This is a genomic window from Shewanella sp. Shew256, from assembly GCF_002196695.1.
Taxonomy (GTDB): Bacteria; Pseudomonadota; Gammaproteobacteria; order Enterobacterales; family Shewanellaceae; genus Shewanella; species Shewanella mangrovisoli.
On record NZ_NAJR01000002.1, the window covers coordinates 398852 to 424558 of the forward strand.

At 49.4% G+C, this 25707-nt stretch carries 21 protein-coding genes; 11 read left to right on the plus strand and 10 right to left on the minus strand.

From position 1 onward, the window contains the following. Position 1: 1 nt before the first annotated feature. The 3 genes from B5P39_RS04590 to B5P39_RS04600 form a co-directional block, all read right to left on the minus strand. Positions 2-2215: a PfaB family protein gene (locus B5P39_RS04590; protein ID WP_176399870.1), complete on the minus strand. Its 2214-nt coding sequence runs from the start codon at positions 2213-2215 to the stop codon at positions 2-4. 104 nt (positions 2216-2319) lie between these two features. Further along, complete coding sequence (locus B5P39_RS04595; RefSeq protein WP_088210627.1) at positions 2320-10218, minus strand: type I polyketide synthase; 7899 nt, start codon at positions 10216-10218, stop codon at positions 2320-2322. Continuing rightward, positions 10215-11084 carry a transcriptional regulator gene (locus B5P39_RS04600; protein WP_088210628.1) on the minus strand — a complete coding sequence of 290 codons (870 nt, stop codon included), beginning with the start codon at positions 11082-11084 and terminating at the stop codon, positions 10215-10217. Before B5P39_RS04600 ends, B5P39_RS04595 begins: the two co-directional genes overlap by 4 nt. A 380-nt stretch (positions 11085-11464) precedes the next feature. Here B5P39_RS04600 and B5P39_RS04605 point away from each other — a divergent pair, with 380 nt between their 5' ends. The 3 genes from B5P39_RS04605 to B5P39_RS04615 all read left to right on the plus strand — a co-directional run bounded on the left by B5P39_RS04605 (position 11465) and on the right by B5P39_RS04615 (position 14048). After that, positions 11465-12481, plus strand: coding sequence for a 4'-phosphopantetheinyl transferase family protein (locus tag B5P39_RS04605; RefSeq protein ID WP_088210629.1), 1017 nt, complete (start codon positions 11465-11467; stop codon positions 12479-12481). Positions 12482-12724: 243 nt separating this feature from the next. Then, positions 12725-13246 carry a hypothetical protein gene (locus tag B5P39_RS04610; protein WP_011623414.1) on the plus strand — a complete coding sequence of 174 codons (522 nt, stop codon included), beginning with the start codon at positions 12725-12727 and terminating at the stop codon, positions 13244-13246. A gap of 61 nt (positions 13247-13307) precedes the next feature. After that, on the plus strand, positions 13308-14048 hold the full coding sequence (locus tag B5P39_RS04615; RefSeq protein WP_088210630.1) for a sporulation protein: 741 nt from the start codon (positions 13308-13310) through the stop codon (positions 14046-14048). Positions 14049-14142: 94 nt separating this feature from the next. Here B5P39_RS04615 and queF read toward each other — a convergent pair whose 3' ends face one another. Next, positions 14143-15003 (minus strand): NADPH-dependent 7-cyano-7-deazaguanine reductase QueF, encoded by an 861-nt coding sequence (queF, locus tag B5P39_RS04620; RefSeq protein ID WP_088210631.1) that lies wholly within the window; start codon positions 15001-15003, stop codon positions 14143-14145. A gap of 59 nt (positions 15004-15062) precedes the next feature. Here queF and syd point away from each other — a divergent pair, with 59 nt between their 5' ends. Further along, complete coding sequence (gene syd / locus B5P39_RS04625; RefSeq protein ID WP_088210632.1) at positions 15063-15713, plus strand: SecY-interacting protein; 651 nt, start codon at positions 15063-15065, stop codon at positions 15711-15713. An 89-nt stretch (positions 15714-15802) separates the two neighbouring features. Here the strand turns inward: syd and B5P39_RS04630 are convergent, their stop codons facing one another. Both B5P39_RS04630 and B5P39_RS04635 read right to left on the minus strand, forming a co-directional pair. Continuing rightward, positions 15803-16576 (minus strand): Zn-ribbon-containing protein, encoded by a 774-nt coding sequence (locus tag B5P39_RS04630; RefSeq protein ID WP_088210633.1) that lies wholly within the window; start codon positions 16574-16576, stop codon positions 15803-15805. Continuing rightward, positions 16576-16959: a hypothetical protein gene (locus tag B5P39_RS04635; protein ID WP_088210634.1), complete on the minus strand. Its 384-nt coding sequence runs from the start codon at positions 16957-16959 to the stop codon at positions 16576-16578. The genes B5P39_RS04630 and B5P39_RS04635 overlap by 1 nt, the downstream gene beginning before the upstream one ends. A gap of 147 nt (positions 16960-17106) precedes the next feature. Here B5P39_RS04635 and B5P39_RS04640 point away from each other — a divergent pair, with 147 nt between their 5' ends. Then, complete coding sequence (locus B5P39_RS04640) at positions 17107-17505, plus strand: DUF3192 domain-containing protein (RefSeq protein ID WP_011623408.1); 399 nt, start codon at positions 17107-17109, stop codon at positions 17503-17505. A gap of 49 nt (positions 17506-17554) precedes the next feature. Here the strand turns inward: B5P39_RS04640 and B5P39_RS04645 are convergent, their stop codons facing one another. Beyond that, complete coding sequence (locus B5P39_RS04645) at positions 17555-17788, minus strand: DUF2789 domain-containing protein (RefSeq protein ID WP_011623407.1); 234 nt, start codon at positions 17786-17788, stop codon at positions 17555-17557. 144 nt (positions 17789-17932) lie between these two features. Here B5P39_RS04645 and B5P39_RS04650 point away from each other — a divergent pair, with 144 nt between their 5' ends. Both B5P39_RS04650 and B5P39_RS04655 read left to right on the plus strand, forming a co-directional pair. Then, on the plus strand, positions 17933-18571 hold the full coding sequence (locus tag B5P39_RS04650) for a GNAT family N-acetyltransferase (protein WP_011623406.1): 639 nt from the start codon (positions 17933-17935) through the stop codon (positions 18569-18571). Then, complete coding sequence (locus tag B5P39_RS04655; protein WP_088210635.1) at positions 18564-18869, plus strand: DUF962 domain-containing protein; 306 nt, start codon at positions 18564-18566, stop codon at positions 18867-18869. Before B5P39_RS04650 ends, B5P39_RS04655 begins: the two co-directional genes overlap by 8 nt. A gap of 1665 nt (positions 18870-20534) precedes the next feature. Here B5P39_RS04655 and B5P39_RS04665 read toward each other — a convergent pair. Beyond that, positions 20535-20921: a DUF3301 domain-containing protein gene (locus B5P39_RS04665; RefSeq protein ID WP_088210637.1), complete on the minus strand. Its 387-nt coding sequence runs from the start codon at positions 20919-20921 to the stop codon at positions 20535-20537. Continuing rightward, positions 20918-21931, minus strand: a complete 1014-nt coding sequence (locus tag B5P39_RS04670) for a DUF3549 family protein (protein ID WP_088210638.1) — start codon at positions 21929-21931, stop codon at positions 20918-20920. The genes B5P39_RS04665 and B5P39_RS04670 overlap by 4 nt, the downstream gene beginning before the upstream one ends. Before the next feature lie 146 nt (positions 21932-22077). Here B5P39_RS04670 and B5P39_RS04675 point away from each other — a divergent pair, with 146 nt between their 5' ends. Then, on the plus strand, positions 22078-22398 hold the full coding sequence (locus B5P39_RS04675) for a YqcC family protein (protein ID WP_088210639.1): 321 nt from the start codon (positions 22078-22080) through the stop codon (positions 22396-22398). After that, positions 22385-23239: a tRNA pseudouridine(65) synthase TruC gene (gene truC / locus B5P39_RS04680; RefSeq protein ID WP_088210640.1), complete on the plus strand. Its 855-nt coding sequence runs from the start codon at positions 22385-22387 to the stop codon at positions 23237-23239. Before B5P39_RS04675 ends, truC begins: the two co-directional genes overlap by 14 nt. A gap of 132 nt (positions 23240-23371) precedes the next feature. Here truC and B5P39_RS04685 read toward each other — a convergent pair whose 3' ends face one another. Next, positions 23372-23545, minus strand: coding sequence for a hypothetical protein (locus B5P39_RS04685; protein ID WP_088210641.1), 174 nt, complete (start codon positions 23543-23545; stop codon positions 23372-23374). A 123-nt stretch (positions 23546-23668) separates the two neighbouring features. Here B5P39_RS04685 and B5P39_RS04690 point away from each other — a divergent pair, with 123 nt between their 5' ends. Next, on the plus strand, positions 23669-24133 hold the full coding sequence (locus tag B5P39_RS04690) for a flavodoxin (RefSeq protein WP_011623400.1): 465 nt from the start codon (positions 23669-23671) through the stop codon (positions 24131-24133). Next, complete coding sequence (locus B5P39_RS04695) at positions 24085-25566, plus strand: PTS transporter subunit EIIC (protein WP_086902370.1); 1482 nt, start codon at positions 24085-24087, stop codon at positions 25564-25566. The genes B5P39_RS04690 and B5P39_RS04695 overlap by 49 nt, the downstream gene beginning before the upstream one ends. Positions 25567-25707 lie beyond the last annotated feature (141 nt).

Below are 25707 nucleotides of genomic sequence, written 5' to 3' on the forward strand. Positions count from 1 at the left end.
CTCAAAGGGGTTCTCCTTCTTGGAATACGTTTGAAAAATGGCCTAATGCGCTGGCGCTGGCTGAATGTGGCGCTATCGTTTTCGCTGTAGCCTTATCTGCCGATTGAGGCATAAGCGGCGCAAGGGAGAGTGGCACTCTATGGCTGATAAGTTGAGCTAAGCATTTGAGTAAACTGGTGATCGTATCGCTGCCCTTGGCATTGCATGCCATGGCTAATATCGGTTGTTCCTGTGTTTGAACGCCATCGGCGCCCAACTCTAGTTGGCGGCCGATTTTATCGATAAGTGTGCTGGTTTGTCGATCGGCGCCCACCTCAACAAATAAGCGCGCACCTTGGTGATACGCGGTGTTAATCAGCGCGGTAAAATTCAGCGGCGCACAAAAGGTGTCGGCGATACTCTTGGCAATGCTTTGGCTATCGATACTGACGGCGCTTTGCTGCGCCGCGCTAATAAAACGCACCTGAGTCTCGCAGGCATTCGCCTTTAAGCCCAAGGTATAAAACCTTTGGATAGCACTGTGCTGTGACTGCGAGGGCGGGGTATGCATGGCGGTGACTTTATTGCTGGCAATGCCACGCTTATTCAGCCTTTTAAGGAGTTGTAAGCAGCTTGTTTCGCAGCCCGCGAGAATACAGGTATCACCCTGTTCAATCGCCAGATAAACCCGAGGAAAATCAGGGAACATGGCATTAATTTCGGCGCGAGAGGCGCGCACTAAAAAGCTATTCCATACTAGCGGTGCATCTTCATTCAATTGCCAATCGCGGCGCACTGCAAGCAGTGGGCCTGAAATCTCCTGATTGAAGATGGTGCTGTTTTGGGTGGCGTTAATTAGGGCGTGTGGCGTTTGCCAAATATCTAAACTTGCCCACATGGCCGCTTCACCCATGGAATAGCCCAGAGCGAGTTGCGGTTGGATATTAAAGACTCGGGTCAACAGCCGACTAAAAAGGTAACTGGCACCAACGCCGCTAATCGCAAGCTGGCTTAAGCTCATGTCTGCCGCGTCTTTTACATCAACTGCACTTTTGGCATAAGCAGCGCTTTGGTAAATCGCCTCGGCCTGCAGCATGGCGGCTAAATCCCCTTCGCGTTCAAGCTCGCGATAAAGTTCGGGAAAATAGCCATGTAAGTCGCTGAACATATTCGGGTAAACCGTGCCAACGCCGGGGTAAACAAAGGTTAAGCCCGTATCGCCGAGGGGCGTTGGCGTAAAATAACTGCCTGCAGGAGTCTTAAAGGCCAGATTGGCCGATGGCGCTGTCGTTGGCGCTGGAGCTGGAGTCTGTTGCGTCTTTTCAATATAAGCGTGCATCGCCTTGGCTTCTTGCATTAGCTCTTCAAGGGAGCCTGCCATCAGCACTAAGGCCAATGTATCCTGTGCTTGATAACGCACAAACCAATCACAGCCTTGGCTGCTGAGCCAATCCGTATCAGGTAGGCATGCCGATAAATCTAATGAATCAATCAGTTGCGATAACTGTGCCGTTAAAGATTCAAGCGTGTTGCCGCTGATGGGGATAAACAGTCTGTTGGCATTGAGCAACGGCTGAGGGATAAGCCGAGTGCCTTGGGTCAAGATAAGGCTTTGGGTGGTGCTCGCTTGAGGGGGCTTACCCAAGAAATTACCCAAGAGATTTAGGCTTAACACCCTTGCCTGATGGGGCTTGGTAAACCAATAGCCTTGCTCGGTTTTTTCGGTATTGAGGTGGGCAAGCATTGGTGTCATACCTGCTAGCATTCGATGACTTAACGCCTCAATTGCTTGAGCTAATACATTCAACTGACGGGCAAGATTGCCTGCCTGCGCGTAGCCATTAACCGCCTGAGCACAATCGCGTTTCGCCAAGGTAAAAGCGCTGTTTAAACAGCGCTCGACTGTATTGGTATTGATAGTATTTGTATTTGTTTCTTCGGCGGTTTCAGCTTGGATTTGCGCTAATGCTGAAATATATGCCTCGGCATGCAGGTGTAATTGCGCTGTCATCAGTCCATCGAGCAGATACAAGCTACGGACTTGCTGCTGATATTCAAAGCGAATTTCAACAAGTTGTTTTTGCGCAATATGGGCGAGCTGCTTGCTGAGTAAGCCAACTAAGGTTGGCTCATCATTGGTTAATGGCTTATCTTCGACATTAAGTCGCACCCGAGAGGCCAGAAGGCGTTGCAGCGCAGTGGCATCAGTTTGAGTATGGCTAAGCACACTCTGCATCCACCCATCACCAAGCCATACGGCTATTCGCAGTGGCTTAGCATTGGGATGCGGGCTGTTTAATGCCGCATTGCTTAATGCGGCATCTGCGCTTGGGTCGAATGTCACTTAACACTTACCTCGGCCGTGCTTTGGGCGACTGCCTGCACTTGCATTGGTTGCTGAGGTTTATTGGCCAAAAACGCTTGGTTGAGCGTCTTACTGACCGTGACCTTGGCCCGTTTCATCTCGCAGCTTAATCGGCCATCTTGATGATAGATAGCAATATTGGCTTCAAGTGTTCGGGACGAATGCTTGATAACATCTAGCACCAATACCGCCTTCTCACCAAAACCTAAGGGCGAATAGGATACGAACTCGCCAATGGCACTGGGTAAACTGGCCGCTTGATATTTAAGGCGCGCCCACACGAGCATGGCCTGCAATAACAGATCTTCGGCAAAGGGTTGTGTGCCTTTATCCTCAAGATTGGGCGCAAACTCGCCGCAGTCGTCCAAGGCCACCGCTGGCAGGGTTACCTTAGCGATGAGCTGCTGGTCATCAAAGGCGAGTACTTCGCTTATGCCTTGCAGTCTTGGGCCATGGAACAGTGTGCCATCGCTGTAGAGCGATTCGCGGTTCGTGATAGCGGGTTGCTGTGTTATCTCCTCCATCAGAGAATGTAACTCGCCAACCTCGAAACGCTGTGCGTCTGGCGTGTCATCCGTCTGCGCCACTAAGACCGCCTGATACTGCGGGCGACCTTCAAAGCTAATCAGCGCGGCTAACGCATCAGTCGATTGCTGTGTAGCGTCAGCAAGCGGCGTCAGCATCAATTCGAGCTCAATAGGCGCATTGCGTGCAAGCAGCGCCTCATCGAAGATAATTCCCTTGAGCAGTCGATAATCGCTGACACTCACCGCCTTACCTAAATGCGTCTTGGCGGCCTCACGCATCCAATCGATGGCGCACACCGTCGGCAACACCGCATGACCATTAATGCAATGGTCCTCAATAAAGCTCATGCGTTTAGGGTCGAGGCTGCGCATGACGCGAATGCTTTGCGGCACCGTTTGGGCCATAGGCTGCGGATCTAACGCCGTGGTTAGATCCGCTTCAGGCTTTTTTGCTGATGCAGCTTCAACAGTATTAGCGGTATTGCCCTGCATATCGGTTCCGACCAACAGCTGCGCCCCTGTATCACTCAATAATTGGCTGGCAAATAACTCGGCACCGGCTTTGAGTGGAATGACATAGACCCCACGGTCGATAAACATTTTTTTCAGCGCAGGATTGACCATGCCGCCATCCCAAGGCCCCCAGTCGAAGCTCATCACCTTGGCTTGTGGCAATTGCTGCGCGAGTTGTAGCGCGGCCTTATTGAGAATGTCGTTAGACATGGCGTAGTCGCTCTGGCCGGTATTACCGTAAAAACCCGCCGCCGAAGAGAACAGGGCGATGAGCGTTAACTGGCTAAGATCCAGTGCCGACAGCAGATTGTTAAGTCCGGTCACCTTAGTGCCATAAACACGCTCAAGTTCGCTTAAGGTTTTGTCTTGAATATGTTTATCGGCAAGTACACCCGCGCCGTGGATAATCCCCGTGATGGGCGATAGGGCGCTGATAGGCGCAATAGTGCTGGCAATAGCGGCAGGATCGTTAACATCAATGCTTAAGTATTCGGCGCTGGCGCCCACCGCTTCAAAGGCCTGCAAGGCATGGCTGATTTCAAGGCTGCTTTGTACTGGCCAAACTAAGGCATCCACTTGTTTTGGTGTGGGTTTATCACCAAGGCTTTGTAGATGTGCAATGGCAGCGGCTTTCAACTCGTTGCGATTTTTACCCTGAGCCCAAGCGGGGATCCCTTGATGGGCGCTGCGACCCGCGAGGATAAAATGGGCCTTGCAGCGTTTCGCTAAACTTAAGGCGCACTCGAAGGTAACGCCTTTAGCGCCGCCTGTGACGAGGATTTTGTCCGCTGACGAGAGAGAGGCGCCACTGCGGCGAAGCACGGCATTGCCCGCGACTAAGGTGGTGCGCTCAAGCTCGCTATCAATACCGACTTCGACTGGCGCATCTTGGAGGTAGTATTCCTGCACCACCGCATTAGCGACCGTTTTAGCATCTAAGTTTGGCGCGATATCCAGCGCGCGGCAGACTACTCCCGGCCACTCGTGATTTAAGGTTTTAGTGAGTCCAGAGAGCGCCGCTTGGTTGAGTTCACTCTGGCTAATAACAGCGCCTGCCGACTCGTCCATACCGATATAGCCAAAGCCACCATCGATACGGCTGACGGTGACAAAGCGGCAGTGGTCGCGCTCCGTTAAAAGCGGTTGTAAGTGCTTGGCAAACAAGAAGGCCTGCTCGACCGAAGCTTTGGCGTCGTCTGCCAGCACTAAGCCAGCACCTTTATCGGCAACGGACTTATGCTGTGGCTGCAGATGAATAAAACCGGCGATTTGGCCAAGCGCTTCAATCTGATTGATGACCTCACAGATGCTTTCATCATCAATCGCCTCCAGCGTGAAGCTGGCAATATGGCTATCGAGTGGCGATGCGCTAGTCACAACTGTTTTGGGTGAGCGTACAACCGCGACCTTAACCCCTTGGGCGTGAAGCTTTTCGGCAATCACACCTGCGTTGTGGCCATCGTCGCCGATAACGACGTAACTGTTTGACGTCAGTTGAACATCGCTAGTTGCTATGATGCGCGCTAACTCAGCCGCCGCTGGCAACTTTTTTAGCATCACCTCACTATGGGGCGGCAGGTCGATGGTGTCCTCGACGGTTTCTGCAATTGCCTCTTGAATTGGCGCAGCATGGTTTTGCTGTTGCGCCTCACTTGACGATTGCGAACCAGCATACAGGGCGACAATTTCACCCAAGGTACGACACTCGGCTAAATCCTCAGGGCTCAGTTCTGGCATGTTCGGCAGTTGGTCTTGTACTGTGCCTAAAATTTCCACGCGCTTGATGGAGTCGATACCAAGGTCGGCTTCCATATCCATGCTTAGCTCAAGCATCTCAACGGGATAGCCGGTTTTGTCGGCCACGACCGCCATCATACTGCGTTCAATCGCGTCATTAGAAACCGCAGCGCTTGATGCTACTGCACTTGTGAGTACTGCATTTTGTGTCGCATGGCTAACTGTGGCCGCAGCTGTTACAGGTGCCGCTTGGCTAAATAGCGCGACAATTTCCCCTAGGGTGCGGCACTCGGCTAGATCCTCAGGGCTCAGTTCTGGCAGGTTTGGCAGTTGGTCTTGTACTGTGCCTAGAATTTCCACGCGCTTAATGGAATCGATCCCAAGGTCAGCTTCCATATCCATGCTCAGTTCCAGCATTTCCACGGGATAGCCTGTTTTGTCGGCGACGACCGCCATCATAGTGCGTTCAATCGCGTCATTAGAAACCGCTGTGTTTGCAGCTACTGGACTTGCGTGTACTGCATTTTGTGTCGCATGGTTAACTGTGGCCGCAGCTGTTACGGGTGCTGCTTGGCTAAAGAGCGCCACGATTTCTCCTAAGGTGCGACACTCGGCGAGATCTTCTGGGCTCAGTTCTGGCAGGTTGGGTAATTCATCTTGTACTGTGCCTAGAATTTCTACGCGCTTAATGGAATCGATCCCAAGATCGGCTTCCATATCCATGCTCAGTTCCAGCATTTCCACGGGATAGCCAGTTTTGTCGGCCACCACTGCCATCATAGTGCGCTCAATTTCATCATTGGAAATCGCTGCGTTTGCGGCTACTGCAGTTTGTGCCGCATGGCTAACAGTTGATGCTGGTGTTACAGGAGTCGCTTGGCTAAATAGCGCCACAATTTCCCCTAAGGTGCGGCACTCGGCAAGATCTTCTGGGCTCAGTTCTGGCAGGTTCGGTAATTCGTCCTGTACTGTGCCTAGAATTTCTACGCGCTTAATAGAATCGATACCAAGGTCGGCTTCCATATCCATGCCAAGTTCCAGCATTTCCACGGGATAGCCAGTTTTATCGGCCACCACCGCCATCATAGTGCGTTCAATTTCATCATTAGAAACCGCTGGGCTTGCAGCTACTGCACTTGCGAGTACTGCATTTTGTGTCGCATGGCTAACTGTGGCCGCAGCGGTTACAGGAGTCGCTTGGCTAAATAGCGCCACGATTTCCCCTAAGGTGCGGCACTCGGCGAGATCTTCTGGGCTCAGTTCTGGCAGGTTGGGTAATTCGTCCTGCACTGTGCCTAGAATTTCCACGCGTTTAATAGAATCGATACCAAGGTCGGCTTCCATATCCATACTGAGTTCCAACATCTCAACCGGATAACCCGTTTTATCGGCGACCACTGCCAGCATGGCGGTTTCGATTTGCTGCACGACGGACTTCTCAGAAAGCACGCGAGTTGCTGCTGCCACAGTTTGCACTTGTGGTCGTGCTACTTGTGGTTGTGTTACTTGAGGTTGCTGAACTTTGGGCTCAATCACAGGCACAACAGTCGCTTTTGGCTCTACAACTAACGCTTGAAGCACGGGCGCCTGAGTTGGAGCGACTGGCGTTGCCACTGCAACCGTCACAGGTGCCGCTTGAATGGGGGCTTGAACCTGAGGCGCTGGCATTTGGCCGAGCAGGGCTAATGCCGCTTGGCTGCTGCTGGTCTGCAATTGCATAAATTCAGCATGGCTCTTTAGGGTTTGTGCCTGATGCTGGTGGAACAGCTCCATCGAGCGTTGCAGACTCTCTGGAATGGCGATGCCAAGGCTTGCCATTTTGGCTTGCTCTGCCATCAGAGCACTGACGGTATCGCCGTATTGCTGCGGGATCGCTAAAAATTGTTGATGTAATTGCGCGGCCTGGGTTTGGGCGGCAAAAAAGGCGCTCAGGGCATTTTGATTCGCCTGTCCAGTGGTAAAGCTGGTTGGTTGTGTAGGTGTTTGCTGTTGAATATTATTGTTATTTTGTGCCACTGGCTTTTCCACTTCGACAACCTTCTCTAGAATTTTTTCGACAATCACGGGTTTTTCAACGACTTTCTCAACCACTTTCTCAACGAGGCGATCCACATACTGCACTTGGCTGGTTATTTTGCCCGATTGCAGCGAATCGACCATTTTGTTGCGGGTCGCTGGGCTGATGTAGTTGGTCGCGTTGAGCTTGATATTCATGGCTGAAGGCGTTGCTGGCGCAATCAATTCGGCTTGATAAGGGTCGATTTCCCCCAGTGTTACCCCCGCAACCGCCAGTTGCACCGCAGCGCTGCGCAGTTGGCTGTCAGAGTCGGCTTTAGGATTGGGGTTAATGCTGATAAGGCAAAGCTCGTTTAACTGCGCGGCTAAGGTATTTTCTGTCAACTTTTGCAGAATGTTTTTCGGGCCGAACTCGACAAACACCCGTGCACCATCGGCATACATGGCCTCTAGCTGCTCGCTAAAGTGCACCGATTGCAGCATATGATCTTTAAAGGCGGTTTTGATGGCGTTGGCTTCAGTAGGGTGTAGCTCTCCTGTGCCATTGGCATACAGGGCAATCTTTGGCGTGTTGAATTGAGCCTTATCGATGGCTTCGCTAAAGGGCTTTTGCGCATGGGCAACCAATGGCGTGTGGAAGGCGCCGGAAACGGGCAGGGCAATTGCCTTAAAGCCTAACTCGCCAATGGCCTTAGCGGCCTGTTGTGTTGCTGTAGTAGCGCCTGCAATCACCAGTTGAGTCGGTGAGTTGTAGTTGGCAATCTTGACGTCGTCAAACTGCGCTAGGCAATCGTTGATAGCCTCAATATTTTGTTTTTGCTTAAGAATGACGGCATACATGACGCCAGCATCACGACTGGAGTCGGCATCCTGAGGTGACTGCGCCATTGCCTGTCCACGCTCAAAGGCCAGCTTGATGTAGTCATCCATTGAGATAACGCCTGCGGCGCACAGGGCTGAAAGCTCACCAAAGCTATGACCTGCGAGCATATCTGGGGCGAAACCCGCCTGAGTCAACAGGGTGTACTGCGCCATAGAGATCGCGCCGATGGCGCTTTGGGCATAAAGGGTATTGGTTAATGCACTTTCCTGCGCTTTTCTCGATTCGTCATCGAAGGCGGGGATCGGGTACAGCACGTTTGAAAGCGAAGCCTCACCACGGTCGCTAAACACTTTATCGCTGGCGTGGATATGGCGACGAAGCTCGGGGAAGTTGTTGGCAATTTCCAGTCCCATATTCAGGTACTGCGAGCCTTGGCCGGCAAATAAGGCCGCGACCTTATTGTTATCCTTGACCAGCGCTTGGGCGCGGAAACTTATCCCTGAGGGTAACTGCCAGCTCTCGGCGCTATTGGATTCTAGCTGCGCTATCGCTTGGGTTAACAGAGTCTGTAACTGGGCATAGTCCTTGGCAATAAAGCCAAGACGGGCCGATTGCGGGGGGAGTTCACGCAGGGCGTAGGCTTTCGCAAAGGCAACAAAATGCGCCTGAGAAAGCTCTGTTTTGGCCGCAGTGGCTTGCTGCAATGCGGTTTTTAACTCGCTCAGCAGTGCGGTTTTGTCGGCGGCGGCAAACAGCCAGCTTTGCGCTACGCAGCGTTGACGATAGGCGTCATCGCGCGCGTGTTCGGGGTGATATTCTTCGAGCACTAAATGGAAGTTAGTGCCCCCAAAACCGAAGGAGCTGATCCCGGCGCGGCGCGGCGTATCGTCACTGCGTTGGATCCAAGGGCGTGCCTCGGTATTGAGATAAAAGGGCGAGCGGGTGATGTTTAATTTAGGGTTGGGCTGACTGACGTTAATTGTTGGTGGCAAGACTTTATGGTGCAGTGCCAATGCTGCCTTAATCACACCCGCTGTGCCCGCGGTGGACTTAGTATGACCGACCTGAGATTTAACTGAGCCTAAGGCGATATGCTGTAACTGCTCATTATCCTTCGAGAATACTGAGGTTAAGCCATTGAATTCGGCCACATCGCCTGCTGCTGTGCCTGTACCGTGGGCTTCAATCAAGCCAACGGTGTGCGGCGCAAAGCCTGCGTCATCATAGGCGCGCTCTAATGCCTTGGCTTGGCCTTCGGGGCGCGGTGCATAAATGCTCTTAAATTTACCGTCCGATGATGCGCCAACGCCTTTGATTACCGCATAGATACGGTCGCCATCGCGCTCGGCATCGTCGAGGCGTTTTAAGGCGACCATGCCGATCCCTTCGCCAATCATCATGCCCTTAGAATCGATATCAAAGGGTTGAATCTGTTCGTTGGTGGTAAAGGCTGGCGTCTTTGAGAAACTCATATACATGTAGGGCGAGTTGTCAGTACAGACACCGCCGGTAATCATCATGTCGCTGCGACCTTCGGTCAGTTCGGTCAGCGCCATACGCATGGCGGCAAGCGAACCGGCGCAGGCGGCATCGACGACGCAGTTCATTCCCCCTAAATCGAAACGGTTGGCGATGCGTCCGGCAATCACGTTGCCCAGGGAGCCGGGGAAAGAGTTTTCTTCCCAGTGGACATATTGATCTTGGAATTTTTTGATCAGCAGTTCGCTATCTTCATCGCTCAGGCCACTGCTTTTAAATACTTTTTTCAGCACTGGGTATTGCAGGCGGGCATTGAGGCTATGGCTTAACTTTTGGCCTCCGCCAATCCCGAGGGTGATGCCGATGCGGTCACGGTCGTAATCGTCTGGCAGATTGGCATCCTGTAGGACTTCCTTGGCGACGACTAGTGAGAGCAATTGCGAACTGTCGGTGAGTTCCAAAATATTAGGCGGCAGGCCAAACTCCATCGGATTGAAGTCGACCTCTGGCATAAAACCACCGCGTTTGCAGTAGCTCTTATCGGCCTTGGATTTATCCGCATCGTAATAGTCATCAATCGACCAGTGGGATTCGGGCACGTCGGTAATGGCATCAATCTTGTCGCAAATTAAATCCCAAAATTTATTCAAATAGCGGGAGTTAGCAAAGATACTTGCCATGCCAACGATGGCAATCGGCATATCTTTTAAGCGTTTATTCAGTCTCTTATCGGCTTTTTCATCGGTTGATAATTGAGGCTGTGAAGGGGTATGGCTCATAACGAGTCTCCACTGGCAAAGCGTTTGGCCGTTGCCTTATTAAGGGATTTAGCGATGGCTTTTGGGGTTTGCACGCCAGGAAAGCGGGCTAAAAAAGTGTGGTAGTTGCGTACCAGCAATTTACGCAGATGAAACGGCCCATCCTTCAGCACATAGGCGATGTACCGATTGGCCGCTTGGGTGTTACTGTCTTGATAAATATCGATATAAATCCAATCTGCCTTGCTATCTATGCCAAGGAGTACCGATTTAGGTTCGGCCTCGGTTAATTGCGGCGGCAGGGTGAGGGACACCACTTGTACTACGGTATCGCCATCTGTGCTTGGCAGGGCAAGCGCCTTGGCCAAGGTTTCGGAGTTGACCGTGTAGGTCTGAACATCGCTGCCTTGGCTGATAGGTAATTGATTAAAATACTGTTTAGGCACAAGCTCTTGATCAAACTCATCGAGGCGCGAAACCCCATATCGCTTAAGGCAGCGGGCCAACCCCGAGCGGGACACATTGGGGTTGATAAAGGTTTGCGTCGCTTTAAGTAGCCTATCGAGTGGCAGTTTTAGCTGATACCTCAGTCCCACCACGACGTATTCTTCCATCGGAGTGAGGGTGGTATTGAGGTGATGCGGCGTATTCGGGCTGTCGTTCACTGACTCGCGCTTGCGCCATTTTCGCACTGTGGCTTCGGTAATATTTAAAATTTTGGCGAGCTGACTCACACTCAATTCAGATTGCTGAATAAAGTGTCGCATCTCCGGCGTAGTCGTGGCATTGCGGTGCCTTGCCGTTTTGGGGGCGGATTTGTGCTCCGAGCTTGGCTTATCAGCCTGAGCATGATCCGCGGCTTGAGTACCCACTTTTCGAGAACTCATGTTGTTAGTGCTGTCCCATCTTTATTATTTTCATCCAACATAATCTATCGGGACTGCTTAAACTTGCCTGCCAAAGCGGAGTGTGGACTCATGCTTAATCTAGGCTTAAAACCCGTGAGCTATGTGTTTTGTTACGCACAATGGTGATGCAGATTACCTGAGGTTTCGGCTCGATACAATCATATGGGACTTGAAATGATTTTTTAATGTTCAAATGACTCTGTTCAAGTGAGCCAAACTCCTGTGTAGAACAGGGTCTATATTTAAATAGTCATTAAAATTCATAAGATTAGAAACAAAATTAAGATACTGCTCGTCAGGCGAGTAGAACTGAGTAGAATAGTGCAGCGGTTAAACTCAAGGGTTGTTGGGATAAATTAATGAATATTGAGCTTTTTTTTATACCATTAACCGAAATGGATACGGCCAGCACGAATGCGTGTATGGCGCTTTTGAGTGAGAACGAGCGCGCTAAAGTGGCGCGTTACCGGGCGCCCAAGGCGCAAATGAATGGCTTATTGGTGCGAGCGGCGCTGCGCTGCGTCTTATCTCAAGGATTGTCATCTCGCGGTGGCGCCTCATCTTGCACTACCCAACGACAGATTGCCCCCCAAGATTGGTGTTTTGAGTATGGGGCAAAGGGCAAACCCAGTCTTAACCATGAGCAGTTTCTGAGTACTGGCATTGAGTTTAACTTGAGCCATAGTGGCGACTGGTTATTGATTGCCTTAGCGCAAGACGATGACAAGGGAGAAACCGCTAACACAGCGCAGCCCCGTTTAGGCTTGGGTGTGGATATCGAGCGCTCCCGCGCCAGTACTCATATTTACCCGATCCTTAATCATTATTTCTCTCCGATTGAAGCCGAAGGCTTATTAGCCCTTGAGGGCGAGGATGCGCAGCGGCAGCGCTTTTTTGATCTTTGGGCGCTCAAGGAATCCTATATCAAGGCAACGGGTTTGGGCCTAGCGCAGTCGCTGAAATCCTTTGCCTTTGACTTAGCACCAAACAGTTTGCTGGCGGTTGATGGTGGCGCGCTGCAAGCTGTCGCCCCCCCTAACTGGGTTGAGCTTGAGCAGCAAGAGAACTTTGCTTCACCGAGCCAAGCTATGCCCTGTTCTTATCTTCAACTCCCATCGCGTATTCCGCTTTATTCCAATATTAAGCTACTGATTGAACCTGAAACTGCGCAGGATGCCACAAGCTCCCATGCCCAGCATTGGCGGAGTTATTTTGGTCGGCTTAATGAGGAATATCGTTTTGGGCTCAGCTTGGTTGATGGTGACAGCTTGGTTGATAGTGACAGCTTGGTGCAGGATGACAGGTTGGCGAAGGTGACTATTTCGATGCAGCTGACCAGTATCACTGCATTACTGGCGGCGTGCTCTGCCATCTAGTGTGGCCTTCGCACTAAGGCTTAGGTCGCCTTCGTTCTTGAATAACTGCTTTACGTAAACCTTTCAAAGCCCTTTCAACGAGTGCTTAGAATTAGTACTTGGAATTAGCGCTTTGAATTACTGCTTTTAATTCAGTTTCTTGTCCCTTCACTGACTTTGTTATTCCTCCATTCATATTTCATTTTGGATTAAACCTAGCTCGCTATAGTCACGCCAGAGAACTCACTGACAAGGTTGTTAATCATGAAATTCAAATGCCTTTTATCGACCACCACTTTGCTACTGCTTGGTGGCTGTGGCTACTTTGGTGGCGATGAAAAACAGCAATTAGAGCAGGCATGGCTTGCTCAAGATCCCCAACTACAACAAGTGGTTGAGCAAATCCGCAGCCGCGGGCTCGATGTGGTCGCCCAAAGTGCGGCGGCGGGCACTGTGTCGGCCTGTGTGGCCGAAAAACTCAGCCAAGATCCCCTCGGTAAATTAGTGAGTGTCGAAGGCGCCTTAGTAGAGTCGGCTAAGGTGGCGGAATTACTAGGCGATTTACAGAAGGTGATGGAACAAGAGGTGAGTTTTGATCAAGTCGCAAGCCTGTTACAAAAGGGCGCGGATGCGGCGGCCTATGCCAAAAGTTTGATCGAACAGCAAGGCGTCGAGCAAGCCATGCAAAGCCTTAAGCAAATGGCACTCGCCAGTGAACAATTTGCTCAGCAGGATTTAGGCGCGCATTTCCAGCAATTATTGCTCGAGTGCAAATCTGCTCATTAATTGAATAACCGCTGTATTAGGGCTGCTTATCCGTGCAGTCTTAGCAACATAAGGAAATCCCATGTTTAAAAAACTGCTGGCCTCTGTCGGTATCGGTGGTGCGACGGTCGATACCCAATTAATTGATAATCGACTGCTGCCAGGTCAAATCTTTAATGCCACTATCGTCGTTAAAGGCGGTAATGTGCCGCAGCAGATCTCCGGCCTCGACTTAGCACTAATGACTAAGGTGAAAGTGAGTAGCGATAACGGCGACTATTTTAAAAACCATCGCTTGGCGAGCTGGCGCTTAACTGAGTCCTTTGAAATTCAAGCGGGTGAAATTCGCGAGATCCCGTTTTCAGGTAAATTGCACCCCGAAACCCCTTTTACTCAGCTCCCAGTGCGCAATAATCAATCCCAGGTATGGTTACAAACGGGAGTGGACATAGCTACCGCGCTCGACCCTAGCGATATCGATGCGCTGGTCATTATGCCAACGGCGATTGCCGAGCATGTGTTAAAGGCGATGGACGGCCTTGGTTTTGTGTTGGTGAAAGCCGATGTGGAGCAAGGTTTCCTCAATACGCGCGCCTTTCGTTCCACCTCGGGTTGTTACCAAGAGCTAGAGTTTAAGCCGCGCAATATGGGCTTTAATCGTTTGCGTGAGATTGAGGTTTCTCTGGTGTGCGATGCCGAGCAAACCCATGTGTTGCTTGAGCTTGACCGCGCATTCCGTGGCGATGGTTACTTGTATTTCAGCCTGCCAAACAATGCCACCTTGAGCCAAGTGCAAGAGATTTTTAGGGCGAATTTGGGTTAAGTGCGGGGACAGTTTGCGTTGTAATCTAGGTTGAAAAGCTTACAACAGACAATAAAAAAGCCCTGATTATTCAGGGCTTTTTGCTGCAAGTCGATTACTGTCTTGCTAAGCGGTGGCTCTCGCCTGGGTGCTCAAAATCACTGCGGTAAGGGTTAATGTCTAAGCCGCCGCGACGGGTATAGCGGGCGTAAACGGTTAACTTAGTGCAGTGGCAGTAATGTTTTAAATCGACAAAAATCCGCTCGACACACTGCTCGTGGAACTCGTTATGCTGGCGGAACGAAATCAAATAGCGCAGTAACTTTTCGCGATCGATTTTAGGCCCTTGATAACGGATCATCACACTTCCCCAGTCCGGCTGAGAGGTGATTAAGCAGTTTGATTTCAACAGATTAGAATTGAGTGTTTCGGCAACAATCTGTTTGTCATCTGTACTGTTTTCAAGATAATCCGGGTTAAAGTCATAGTCGCTGACTTCGATATCCAGATCGTCAATGCAAGTGCCTGGCAGCTCGACGACGCGTTGAATACCAAAACTCTTAGGCTCAATAATCTTCACTGTAACTTGGCCTTGGGCACATTCACTCAGATCCTGCACTAAGGTTTTTTGCACGGCTTCGATATTGTCGAACTTGGTTTGGTTAAAACTGTTTAAATACAGTTTGAAGGATTTTGACTCGATCAGATTTTGGCTTTCATGGCTTAGCTGAATGTCGGCAATAGCCACCATAGGTTTGCCCTTGGCGTTTAGCCATGACAACTCATAGGCCGTCCAGATATCTGCTCCGTGGAAAGGCAAACTTTCCGCCTTGAGATTGATAGCGTTACGGTTAAGTGAGCGAGGAACCCCTTGCAGCAGCGACGCATCATACTCGGCTTGGTAATCCGTGGCTTTACCTAAGGTTAGGCCGGCAAGCTCTTTTGCATCACTATAGGGATCGTGATTGTGTGTCATCAATACTGTTTCCATGTCAAAATAGGCGCACATTATACCCGAAATTGGATTGTGCTTAAGTGTCTTGTCTGCCTGCTCTCGATAAATTTTTGCAAAACTATCATCAGTCTTACCTATCAACTTTAGGCGAATTACCGCGATATTACCCGCAGGGCGAGCCATCTTTGTGTATTCAAGGTGAGTTTGATGAATCATCCGATGAGGCGGTGTCTTGGCTTCCCGTTAAGCGTGAACAGCTCGGCAGTTTTGCGAATGTTGAACATGCGCTTGAGCTAACATTGTGGCCGGATATCAATCACTTTTATGGTGAATATTTTGCGGCGCCCGTGTTGTTTGATTCACCGTGGGGCACGGGCGAATTGCTGCAGGTATGGAATGAGGCAGATTTTGATGCCCTACAACAAAACATCATCGGCCATTTAATGATGAAGCAAAAGCTCAAGCAACCGGCAACTTGGTTTATTGGTTTGCTCGATGAGGGCGATAAGATGCTAACCGTTGATAATGCTGATGGTAGTGTGTGGGTTGAAATCCCTGGCGAGCTACCTTCCACCCAATTGGCGCCGAGTGTAGCTGAATTTATTGAGGCTTTATCGCCACGTATCGCGCCACCTGTGAAACATGAAGAATTGCCTATGCCGGCGCTCGAACATCCGGGGATTTTTGCCAGCTTTAAACGTATGTGGCACAACCTGATAGGTAAGCGTTAAGCGCGGGGAAATGTTGCAAAGGTCTCTTGAAAAAGCCTCTTGCAAACTCGGCTATTTTGCCTGCCGAGTTTGCGCTTCAGCACTGGGCGTTATTGATGGTCCCAAGACAAGTTAGACACTATGCGGCAAGGTTCGCAGCGAAAGTGGAACATATCTAATAGCGGCTCGTCGAGTTTCCAGTCTTGACTGCCACAGCGTGGGCAGGGGCGAGCTAACTCGGATTGCAGATCCTGTCCCCCGACGCGATACAAATAATAGTAAGTGGGGATTTTGGTCAGGTATTCGATTCGGCCGCGTAAGTCCCAACCTCTCCTAAATAAATCACTGTTTGGGCTGGATAATTCTTCTAGCGCAGCAAATTCTGCCTTAGTGGCGGCCGCCATTTGTAACTCATCACAGGCTTGCCACTCGGTTTGCCAGCGGATAACCCGTTTATGATCGCCATTAAAAGTGGCGGGGATTTGGTACAGCGGGATGGGCAATAGGTTATCGCCACTTCGCAGGGGCGAGCACATATGCACATAGCTAGTGTAGAGCAGTTGCCAGCTGGGTGGCTCAGTATTACTCACCTCAGAATTAATATCCTGACCGATGAATTTTTCGCGTGGCGCCAGTAGCTTAGCCTCGGTTAATTCCGCCAGTGCTTTTTTCACCCAAGGGCTGTGATAACGATGATTCAAACTGTTTTTTTCAGGCATGAGGAGGCGTACTCGAAATTCGCCCTCATTAAAGGCCACGGCAAATTCGCGGCCGAGGATTTGGCCATTAGCGCGGTAAGCTTCGAGTAATTGATTGATGGCACGTTCTGCCGCACTGATGGTGGTATCGGCAAAGCATTCAAAGCGCAATTCGGTGACAAACATTAAGCGGATTTTCCTTGGGATTCGAGTTGAGTGACACGTTGTTTCAGCTCGATAAGTTCATTTTTGAGTTGCATGATCTCGTTGTTTTTTAACGCGAGAGCTTGCTCAATGCTCTGTTGTAACTGGGCTAACTGTTGCGCCAGTGTGGTGACTGTGAGTGGCGAAGCTTCGGCGGTATGAGTCTCTTCAACCACGGGCTGTGATTGGGCCGCTAAACGCTCACGCTCGGCTTTAGGTATCGATTTAAACTGCTGTAACCCTTGGATTAACAGCGGCATGGGGATTTTGTTACCGACGCGGCTTTTTATCAAGGCAAGGCTTGGGGTTTTACCGCTGGCTTCGAGTGCGCACGCTGCTGCTAACACTTGGTCAATCGGACTCATAATAAGTGAAATTCCTTAATCTATATCGTGTTTTTCACTAACTTACTGTGATGTGGTTATTTTAGTTCTTATAAATCAATGTATTGCCATTTGGCATTGATTTTGCTTTTTAAGCATTTTTATAACAAGTACACAGGAAGTCATAATATGAACGCAAATATTAATCGCAAACTCATCGCGGTCACGTTTTTAGGGTTAGCAAGCTTAGGTCTTAGCGGTTGTGTGGTCAATGTCGGTGACAGTGAATCTAAGTGGGATAGCAACGAATCTTGGGAAAAAACACAGGACAAAAACCGCAATAATCTGACTAAGCTCAGCCTTGGTATGAGCAAAGACCAAGTGATGACCCTGATGGGCGCCTCGGACTTTAGCGAATCTTATCTGCAGCAGAAAGACGGCCAAGCCGATAAAGAAGTGTTGGTCCTCTTTTATCGCACCCAGCATACCCACAGTGACGGTAAAACCACTAAGGATGAATGCACGCCAATCGTCTTAAGTAACAGTGTGTTAGTTGGTTGGGGCGACACCGCCTACAGCAAAATTTAACAACTCAACGCAACTCGCCATGAAGTGATTCAGTGTCAGCCCTAAGCCATTAGGGCTTTCTTAATTGCACATCGAGCTGCTCGATAAGTTCGGTCCACTGGGCATCGGCCTCTAATGCCTCGGTCAGAAAACTCTTTTGCGCCTGCGTCCAAAATGGCGCTTCGGTTAAGTGTGTCTCAGGGGGAAGTTGATGGGTCGCAATAAACTGCCCTATGGCTTGAGCTTGATTGGCTAATCCCAACTGTTCAAATAGATGACTCAAATCGACCGGCGTTGTATCCATGCTCGCATCCTCTCTGTGTGCCTTTATTTAGGGTATGCAACTCACTGAAAAATGCAATCTATGATTAAAATTTGCACTTTTTAGTTTCCTTGATACAGTGATAATTACTCCTAAGAGTGTGATCTAAATCAAGGAATTCTAATAATGGACAATAATACCTTGGATGAGTGCCGTGCAGTTTATCTCACCGCCGAAGATTTACGCCTCGCCGCTTCGATTCTCTACAACGCCTATCATGACGACCCTTTCTTTGTGGATGCTTTATCCACTTCAGACAAATTCGCCTACGAACAAAAATTACGTGCCGCAATCCGTGAAGAGTTGAATGCGCTCTGGCAGGAGAAGCAAGCCTTAATCGGGCTGTTTGACCAAACACGCTTAGTCGGTGTTGCCTGTGTGGTCACTCAGGAAGTGCCCCTCGGGGAGGGCCGCTATTGGCACTGGCGACTCAAGATGTTGCTTGGTACGGGCTGGCAATCGACTCAGGCGATGATGAAGAAAGAATCGAGCATCGTCGAGCTGCTACCGAGCGAGCACTGCGGGATTCTACAATTTATCGCCCTTGCGCCTAATGAGCAGGGCAAGGGGTTAGGTCATCAACTCGTGCAAGCCGTAGTAAGTTGGTGCGATGAGCAGCCCGAGCTTGAGGGGATTGGAGTCTTTACTACTCAAGAAGCCCATAGCCAGTTATTTATGCAACATGATTTTGTCTCCCTCGGAGAATTGAGCATAGGCAATGTGGCCGGACAATTACTTTTTTACACGGGCCAACAAGATGAATGAACCTTACCGCTCCTTCACTGAGTTTTACCCTTTTTACCTCTCACAGCACCAAGATTTAACCTGTAGGCGATTGCACTTTATTGGCAGTTTTTTGGTACTCCTGTTATTCGTCGCTGCGCTGGTTTTCGCAAATGGTTGGCTTTTACTGTTTATCCCCCTAGTGGGATATGGTTTTGCTTGGGTGGGACACTTTGTGTTTGAGCATAATCGCCCCGCGACATTCCAATATCCCTTGTACAGTTTGATGGGTGATTGGGTGATGTTTGCACAAATTCTCACCGGTAAGTTGAAATGCTAAATGTCCCTGACCAGTGAGAAGCTGACACCCGTGTGAGAGATCGCTTACAAAGGCTGTAGGATAAAATGTTTTCTTACTGACTGTTTTGTAATCACAGCTTTTAAAGTGTATTTAAAATCATGGTGTTATGTTTTAATAAAGCTTGGTTGTATGAAAAGTGCGCTAGTGTGTGTTCTTTAACCGAAACAAAAATAGCGAGAGCCACGTAGAATTAACTCATCGCCAAAGCAAATGGACAGCAAGGATTGCAATACAGGCGAGAGGGACGCAAGAAGCGACGAATTCAGGTTCTTGGATTTGAACCACTGACAGTAGGAAAACTGTCATCTGCCTAGGATAGGCTAAGGAAAAGCAAGGCTGCTTTCTCATGGATGATAGAGGACGTTGTATCTGCTGGGATAGCAGGTTTCAGGATGAAAAAGGACAAGCTTAAGGATTAAGCGTTACTGGATGCAGGAAGTATCGAGTAAAAGGATAAGTATAAGGGTGAACAGCTTGTACTAAGGTTAGGAAAGGATTCAGCAGGACGCGATAGGGATGAGTCACTGGATGTGACAGGAGCCGAAATAGGATATTCGGGTCAAAGGATTGAGTGTAGTGGAGACTTCACTGCACAGGGAAATAAAGGGATCGAAGGACGCTTGCAGGGAGCAAACGATCGCAAGGAAGGTGCAGGGAGCACAATCAAGCAGGATGGCTTGCAGAGGATAAATGGGGTGCACATAGTGCGCCCCTTTCTTTTTTCTATTCTCCGACGCCTATTTTTACGGTACGTCATAATGTCCACTTTTACGTGCGTTATATCTTAAAAATAAATCTAGCGGACGATTTTTACTCTTTTATGCGGTCGCTATTTCCTTTGCAGTGTTTAAGCGTCTCAGGATAAATCAATGTTTGTGTTTTTAAATGGCATAAATTGCCCGACTTCTTGTGAGATATATCTCACAAGGCTGTAAGTGATTTGTAAGTTTTTTGACTGACAATGACTACCTAGTTTTAGGTAAGTCACATCTAATCAATATGTTAAGAAATTTTTTCCATTATGAACTTAATATGGCGGCTTACATTTTTATCTTTTGCGAAAGCTTGCCTGCCATGGCTGTCGTAGAATTCATTTGTAGACGGAACTATAGCGAACAGGAAGTTAGCAGTCAGGATGACTGGACAGTGTTTAAGGAATAAACACTGATGGAGTGGTAAGGAGAGACTTTCAGGATGAAAGCGATGCGAACCACGGAAGGAAAGACTATCAGGGATAGATAGCCTAATTGCACAGGATTGCAATGGCACATGGAGTGCAATAGAAAGGATGCTACTGAACCTATTTCACGGATGATGCTGGAACCGCTCAGGAAAGAGCAAGCTTGGTAAAAGGAACGCCAAGAGATAGGGAAGTACGTTGAGTACAGGGAAATATCACGGATTGAACAGGGATGATGCAGGACGCAAGTTGACGCATGGATGGTGCAGGGAGCACGAAAATAGCGGGATAGCTTAACAGAGAACAGAAGGGCGTGGTCTTATGACCACGCCCTTTCTTTTTTATTTTCAAACAGATAAGGCTGATTAAATACGGATGTCGAGCCGAGCTATGGCTTAGTGTTATGCATACAGCTCGGCGTTATTTATTCAGTCCAGCGTTATCTAAAGGTTCACTGTAGTGGCTTAATGGCACTTGCCCGAGCTACAGCTACTTTGGCTGCCGCAACCACCAAACTTGCCTTTGGCCATTGGTGCTTCTTGCCATTCTGGCTCTGGGAAAATAGGCCATTCAATCTTTTGCACTTTTTTCCCTAGCATCCAAATATGACCGCGGTATTGATTGATGCCATCGGTGCTGAATTCGAATAGGTATTTTGCCTTCCAACAGATCCCTGTCGTGCTGCCAAGGCTGGGTCGAGCCGTTTCCATTGCGATGGCTAAGAGCTGTACTTTTTGTCGGCAACATTCTTTTTCAGCAAAAATACGGCTCAATTCTGCCATTTGACGTAATTGCCAAAAGAAGGCCGCAACCACAACTAGCGCAATAATTAACAGCAGATCTGACATCATTTACTCGTAGCCTTAAACAAGCCGCCAATGGCCTGTGATAGTTGAACACTCCGATTGGGGTTTCTTAACTCACCCAATAAGTGGTTACGCAAACTGGGAATCGCCACAATATCAGCAAAGATCTGATTAAAAAAGGCTTGGGGTTGTCGTGCCAGTGCTTCCAGGTAAATACTGCGACTCAGCTCTTGCTTTAATACGGTCCAGTTTCGGCCCGCGATGCTGATGAGTTCATTGGCCTCTAAGCGCTCGGTTTGTTGAAGATGGGCGAGGGCTTGCTGACTCAATTCGGTATGAGAGGCGAGTGCGCGCAAGTAATAGGCTTGGTACTCGGGAGGAGCCGCCACAAACTTAGCGTACAGCTTATTGGCGAGCGCTTCTGTTAAATGCAGGTGTTCGAGACATTGGCACAGGGCAATTTGTACTTCAATCGCACTATTGTCAAAACTGGCAAGGAGTTGCTGCTCGTGATCTAACTCGCCAAGGCGAACACACACGTCGCTCAAACCTTGCAGGCCAATATGCTGCCATTCACTCGCTGCAATTTGTCCCGAGAGATATTGCACTGCAAATTCATATTGAATAGAAGCGCTAAAACCTAACTGTTTACGCACTAAGGCGTTAAATACCGCCAGTTTTTCTTGGCTGGGTTTAAAGCTAAACGGATTGTTAGCGAGGCGATTCTGCAGTTCATCGGTTAATGGCTGAGTCGGATCTTGCCCCAGTGCCGTTAATACCATTTCAATAAACTGCGAGCGCGGCGCAGGCGAGAGCAGTCCTTGTTCGTCTAATGGTAGCTTTAGGAACCAAATAAAGTGCTGTTGGCTCTCATTCCAAAACACGATGGCAAATTGGGCATGCCCTTGAATGGGGTAAGGGTAGGGCGTGACTAATGATTCGATTTGATGGAAGGCTAGCATATCGATGTGCTGCACTCTTCGTCCTAATTCATAGACTTGGAATTGGGTTTTGGCTGTCGTTAAAAATTGGCTAAGCGTGGTAATTTCAGTCATTTGGCTGCCATATCAATCAAAAAGGCTCAATAAATTGGCGACATTATAGGGGGAAGTTGTCCGCGATGGTATGATTGCCACAGTTTTATCGCCTCAGTCGCAGCGCTTAATTGTTGAATGACTGTGGCTTAATGGACCTTATATCTATGCTTTACAGCCAAACTCAAACCAAACTAGCCCAAATTGCCCACGAGCTACAAAGTGCCGGATTTTGGTCTACTCGTACGCCCAGTGATGAAGCCATGGCCAGTACGGCGCCTTTTGCCTGCGATCTGATGTCGTTAGAGCAATGGTTGCAGTTTATCTTTATTCCACGCATGCAAGCCCTTATCGATGCGGGGCAACCCTTGCCAAGCAAAATTGCGATAGCCCCGATGGCGGAACATGTGTGGTCTGAACAAGCGGCGTTAGCGCCTTTAATCGGTGTCTTGAATGAATTGGATATGTTGTTAAATGAACCTAGATGATGATTGGCTGGATATGCCAGAGGATAAATATAACCCAAGCGAGAGCGACGAGCAGTCAGAGCCTGCGCCTGAACTGTGTGTTTTGTATCAAGACGAGCACTTGGTGGCTATCCACAAACCCGCGGGATTATTGGTTCATCGCAGCTACTTAGCGCGGCGTGAGCGCTTTTTTGCTATGCAGCTGACTCGTGACTTGGTTGGTTGTCATGTGTTTCCAGTACACCGTTTAGATAGACCCACCTCGGGCGTGTTGTTATTTGCCAAAAGCAGTGAGGTGGCCAACGCCCTTTGCGAGCAATTTGCCAACCACAGTATTGAAAAACAATATTTGGCACTGGTGCGTGGCAATATGCACGAGAGTGGCATCTTGGATTATGCGCTTAAAGTCGAATTGGATGAGGTGGCTGACAAATTTGCCAATCAAGATAAAGCCGCGCAGGATGCTGTGACTCAATATGAGCCGCTATTAAATACCGAAATTCCTTATCCGTCGGGGCGTTATGCAACCAGCCGCTTCGCGTTAGTGAAACTGAGCCCAAAAACGGGGCGTAAGCACCAACTCAGACGCCATATGGCGCATTTACGCCATCCGATTATTGGCGATACCACCCACGGCGATGGGAAGCAAAATGCGTTTTTCCGCGCGCATTTCGATATCAATCGATTGTGGCTGATTGCGAAGAAGTTAACCTTTAGTCACCCGGTGACACTTGAGCGCTTAAGTATTGAAACCGAGCTTGAGCCAGAATGGGAAACCGTGTTTGCCGGACTGGGCTGGGACGATGCCGCGCTTTGTTGCGAGCCAAGTGTGTTGATTGCAGAGCAAACGACGACCGTTTAAGACAATACTTGTTTGGGCGTTTAAGGCGAGTGTTCGCTCGAGGCGACTCCTAGCCTAAGGCGAGTGCTCACTTAAGCTTGCATCGTGGCTATCTGCTTAGTGGCATGCAATTCGTTGCAACATTCGGCGGTCTTAACTACTGGGTGGTTTGAGACTGGATATCAAGGTGGCTAAGTTGGCGTATTCCGCCGGAACGGTTAGCGGGAATTGCAGATTTTGCTGGGCGGCGTGAAAGTAATGTTTGCGTCTAATTTGGGTGGTTTTATGTTGGTGCTTGAGGTGTTTTTGCCTATTGCTCTGTCGCATCAGTTCGCTTCCCCATGCTCAATAACTTGATTTATAAAATTTTTACCTTGTTGCTTGCCCTAAAGCCTCACAATAAAGTAACTTCAGCTAAGTTGCGTTTACGCATGTGGCACGGAGTATATCATGAAAAAAGTTAATCTGGTGTTTGGCACTGTGTATGGTAGCGCACAATTTACCGCCGAAACCTTAGAAAAAGCGCTGACAGAACTCGGTTATGACGCCAAATTGTGGCAACCGAATGAAATAAGTCAATTTACGCCGCCACAGGATGAGCTGTTAGTGGTAGTGACTTCGACCACAGGGCAAGGGGATTTACCCGACGATATTCAGCCTTGGTACTATCATCTTAAGGAGACTGCGCCTTATCTGCCTGAGCTGAAATACAGTGTGATAGCTCTTGGCGATTCGAGTTACGATACCTTTTGTGGTGCGGGTAAATCGGTAGATGAATTGCTCAGCGAGCTAGGCGCCAAACCCGTTGTGGCGCGTCTTGAAATTGATGCCTGTGAAACCATGGAACCCGAGGTCGAAGCGATAAAATGGCTGGAAAGCTGGAATCAAATCGTCAAATCCGAACGCGCCGCTTAGGTCATTTCGTTACTCAGCAGTGGTTTAAATTTGCCCAGCGCTTAAGTCAGGCGCTGTTAATTCCTATTGCAATTTTGCCCGCAGCGGGTGTGATGTTGGGCTTAACTGTGAGCCCAATCCCTTTTATGCCCGAGGTGCTAACCGTATTAATGCTGGCGGTTGGCAAGCTGATTTTCGCCATCATGCCCATTTTATTCGCGGTGGCGGTGGCGATAGGGTTTTGCCGTGATCAAGGCATCGCCGCTTTTACTGCCGTATTTGGTTATGGGGTGATGACGGCCACCTTAGCCGCCTTAGCGGATCTCTACCAATTGCCGACCCAATTACTACTCGGCATGGAAACCTTAGACACTGGGATTGCCGGCGGCATGTTAATAGGTGGCGTGACTTGCTTTGCCGTGCGCTGGAGTCAATATATTCGCCTGCCCGCGATTTTTTCCTTTTTTGAGGGGCGACGTAGTGCCTCTTTATTGATCATTCCGTTGGCTATGGGCTTAGGTTATATCCTTGCCCATGTGTGGCCGCCGTTATCTCTGCTCATCGAGCGTGTGTCCGACTGGGCGGTTTACCAAAAACCGGCCATCGCCTTTGGTGTTTATGGCGCGCTCGAACGTTTACTCATTCCCCTCGGTTTGCATCATATCTGGAATGCGCCTTTCTATTTAGAAGTTGGCCAATACCAGTTACAGAACGCTGAAGTGGTTCGGGGTGAAGTGGCGCGCTATTTAGCCGGCGATCCACAGGCGGGGAATTTAGCGGGCGGTTATTTGATAAAAATGTGGGGACTTCCTGCTGCGGCACTGGCTATTTGGCGCTGCGCCGATCCCTCAGAGCGTAATCGGGTCGCGGGTATTATGCTTTCCGCGGCGGCCGCCAGTTGGCTGACCGGAGTCACAGAACCGATTGAGTTCGCCTTTATGTTTGTGGCACCTATCCTGTTTCTTATCCATGTGTTGCTGTCGGGGCTGGCATATTTTGTCTGCATCATGCTCGATATTCACCACAGTATTGTGTTTTCCCATGGGCTGGTGGATTTCACGCTGCTGTTTTCCCTCTCGCGCAATACGGGTTGGTTTGCATTCTTAGGGCCGCTGACGGCGGTGATTTATTACCTGCTGTTTAGGGGCAGTATTCTGGCATTTAATTTAAAGACGCCAGGACGACTCGAACCCGATGAACCCCATGGCGCCAAAGAGAGTTTAAGAGCCATCATTGCGGCATTGGGTGGTCGCGAGAATATTGTTGAGCTCAATGCTTGTCTTACCCGGTTACGCTTGAGTGTGCACAGCCCTGAGCTTGTCAATAAAGTGCGGCTCAGCCAGCTCGGTGCTAAGGGCGTGATTGTGATGGGCAAAGGCGTGCAAGTGGTGTATGGCACCAAAGCCGAAACCCTACGCAAAGTCTTACAGCGCTACTTAGATACCCGGCGTTAATATTACATCTTATTGAAATTAATCGCTGATTTATTGTGTTTAATAAAGTTAACTCACAATAAATTCACTTTTTATCACAAAAAATAAGCTTTTCATGCTGTATGAGTGGATTGGCTATGGCACACTCGTATGAGGGACCAT

Coding starts and splice junctions, on each gene's coding strand:
- B5P39_RS04590 (WP_176399870.1), bottom strand. CDS start 2,215: ATGCAGAGTGTGCTTAGCCATACTCAAACTGATGCCACTGCGCTGCAA.
- B5P39_RS04595 (WP_088210627.1), bottom strand. CDS start 10,218: ATGAGCCATACCCCTTCACAGCCTCAATTATCAACCGATGAAAAAGCC.
- B5P39_RS04600 (WP_088210628.1), bottom strand. CDS start 11,084: ATGAGTTCTCGAAAAGTGGGTACTCAAGCCGCGGATCATGCTCAGGCT.
- B5P39_RS04605 (WP_088210629.1), top strand. CDS start 11,465: ATGAATATTGAGCTTTTTTTTATACCATTAACCGAAATGGATACGGCC.
- B5P39_RS04610 (WP_011623414.1), top strand. CDS start 12,725: ATGAAATTCAAATGCCTTTTATCGACCACCACTTTGCTACTGCTTGGT.
- B5P39_RS04615 (WP_088210630.1), top strand. CDS start 13,308: ATGTTTAAAAAACTGCTGGCCTCTGTCGGTATCGGTGGTGCGACGGTC.
- queF (WP_088210631.1), bottom strand. CDS start 15,003: ATGACACACAATCACGATCCCTATAGTGATGCAAAAGAGCTTGCCGGC.
- B5P39_RS04630 (WP_088210633.1), bottom strand. CDS start 16,576: ATGTTTGTCACCGAATTGCGCTTTGAATGCTTTGCCGATACCACCATC.
- B5P39_RS04635 (WP_088210634.1), bottom strand. CDS start 16,959: ATGAGTCCGATTGACCAAGTGTTAGCAGCAGCGTGCGCACTCGAAGCC.
- B5P39_RS04640 (WP_011623408.1), top strand. CDS start 17,107: ATGAACGCAAATATTAATCGCAAACTCATCGCGGTCACGTTTTTAGGG.
- B5P39_RS04645 (WP_011623407.1), bottom strand. CDS start 17,788: ATGGATACAACGCCGGTCGATTTGAGTCATCTATTTGAACAGTTGGGA.
- B5P39_RS04650 (WP_011623406.1), top strand. CDS start 17,933: ATGGACAATAATACCTTGGATGAGTGCCGTGCAGTTTATCTCACCGCC.
- B5P39_RS04655 (WP_088210635.1), top strand. CDS start 18,564: ATGAATGAACCTTACCGCTCCTTCACTGAGTTTTACCCTTTTTACCTC.
- B5P39_RS04665 (WP_088210637.1), bottom strand. CDS start 20,921: ATGATGTCAGATCTGCTGTTAATTATTGCGCTAGTTGTGGTTGCGGCC.
- B5P39_RS04670 (WP_088210638.1), bottom strand. CDS start 21,931: ATGACTGAAATTACCACGCTTAGCCAATTTTTAACGACAGCCAAAACC.
- B5P39_RS04675 (WP_088210639.1), top strand. CDS start 22,078: ATGCTTTACAGCCAAACTCAAACCAAACTAGCCCAAATTGCCCACGAG.
- truC (WP_088210640.1), top strand. CDS start 22,385: ATGAACCTAGATGATGATTGGCTGGATATGCCAGAGGATAAATATAAC.
- B5P39_RS04685 (WP_088210641.1), bottom strand. CDS start 23,545: ATGCGACAGAGCAATAGGCAAAAACACCTCAAGCACCAACATAAAACC.
- B5P39_RS04690 (WP_011623400.1), top strand. CDS start 23,669: ATGAAAAAAGTTAATCTGGTGTTTGGCACTGTGTATGGTAGCGCACAA.
- B5P39_RS04695 (WP_086902370.1), top strand. CDS start 24,085: ATGGCTGGAAAGCTGGAATCAAATCGTCAAATCCGAACGCGCCGCTTA.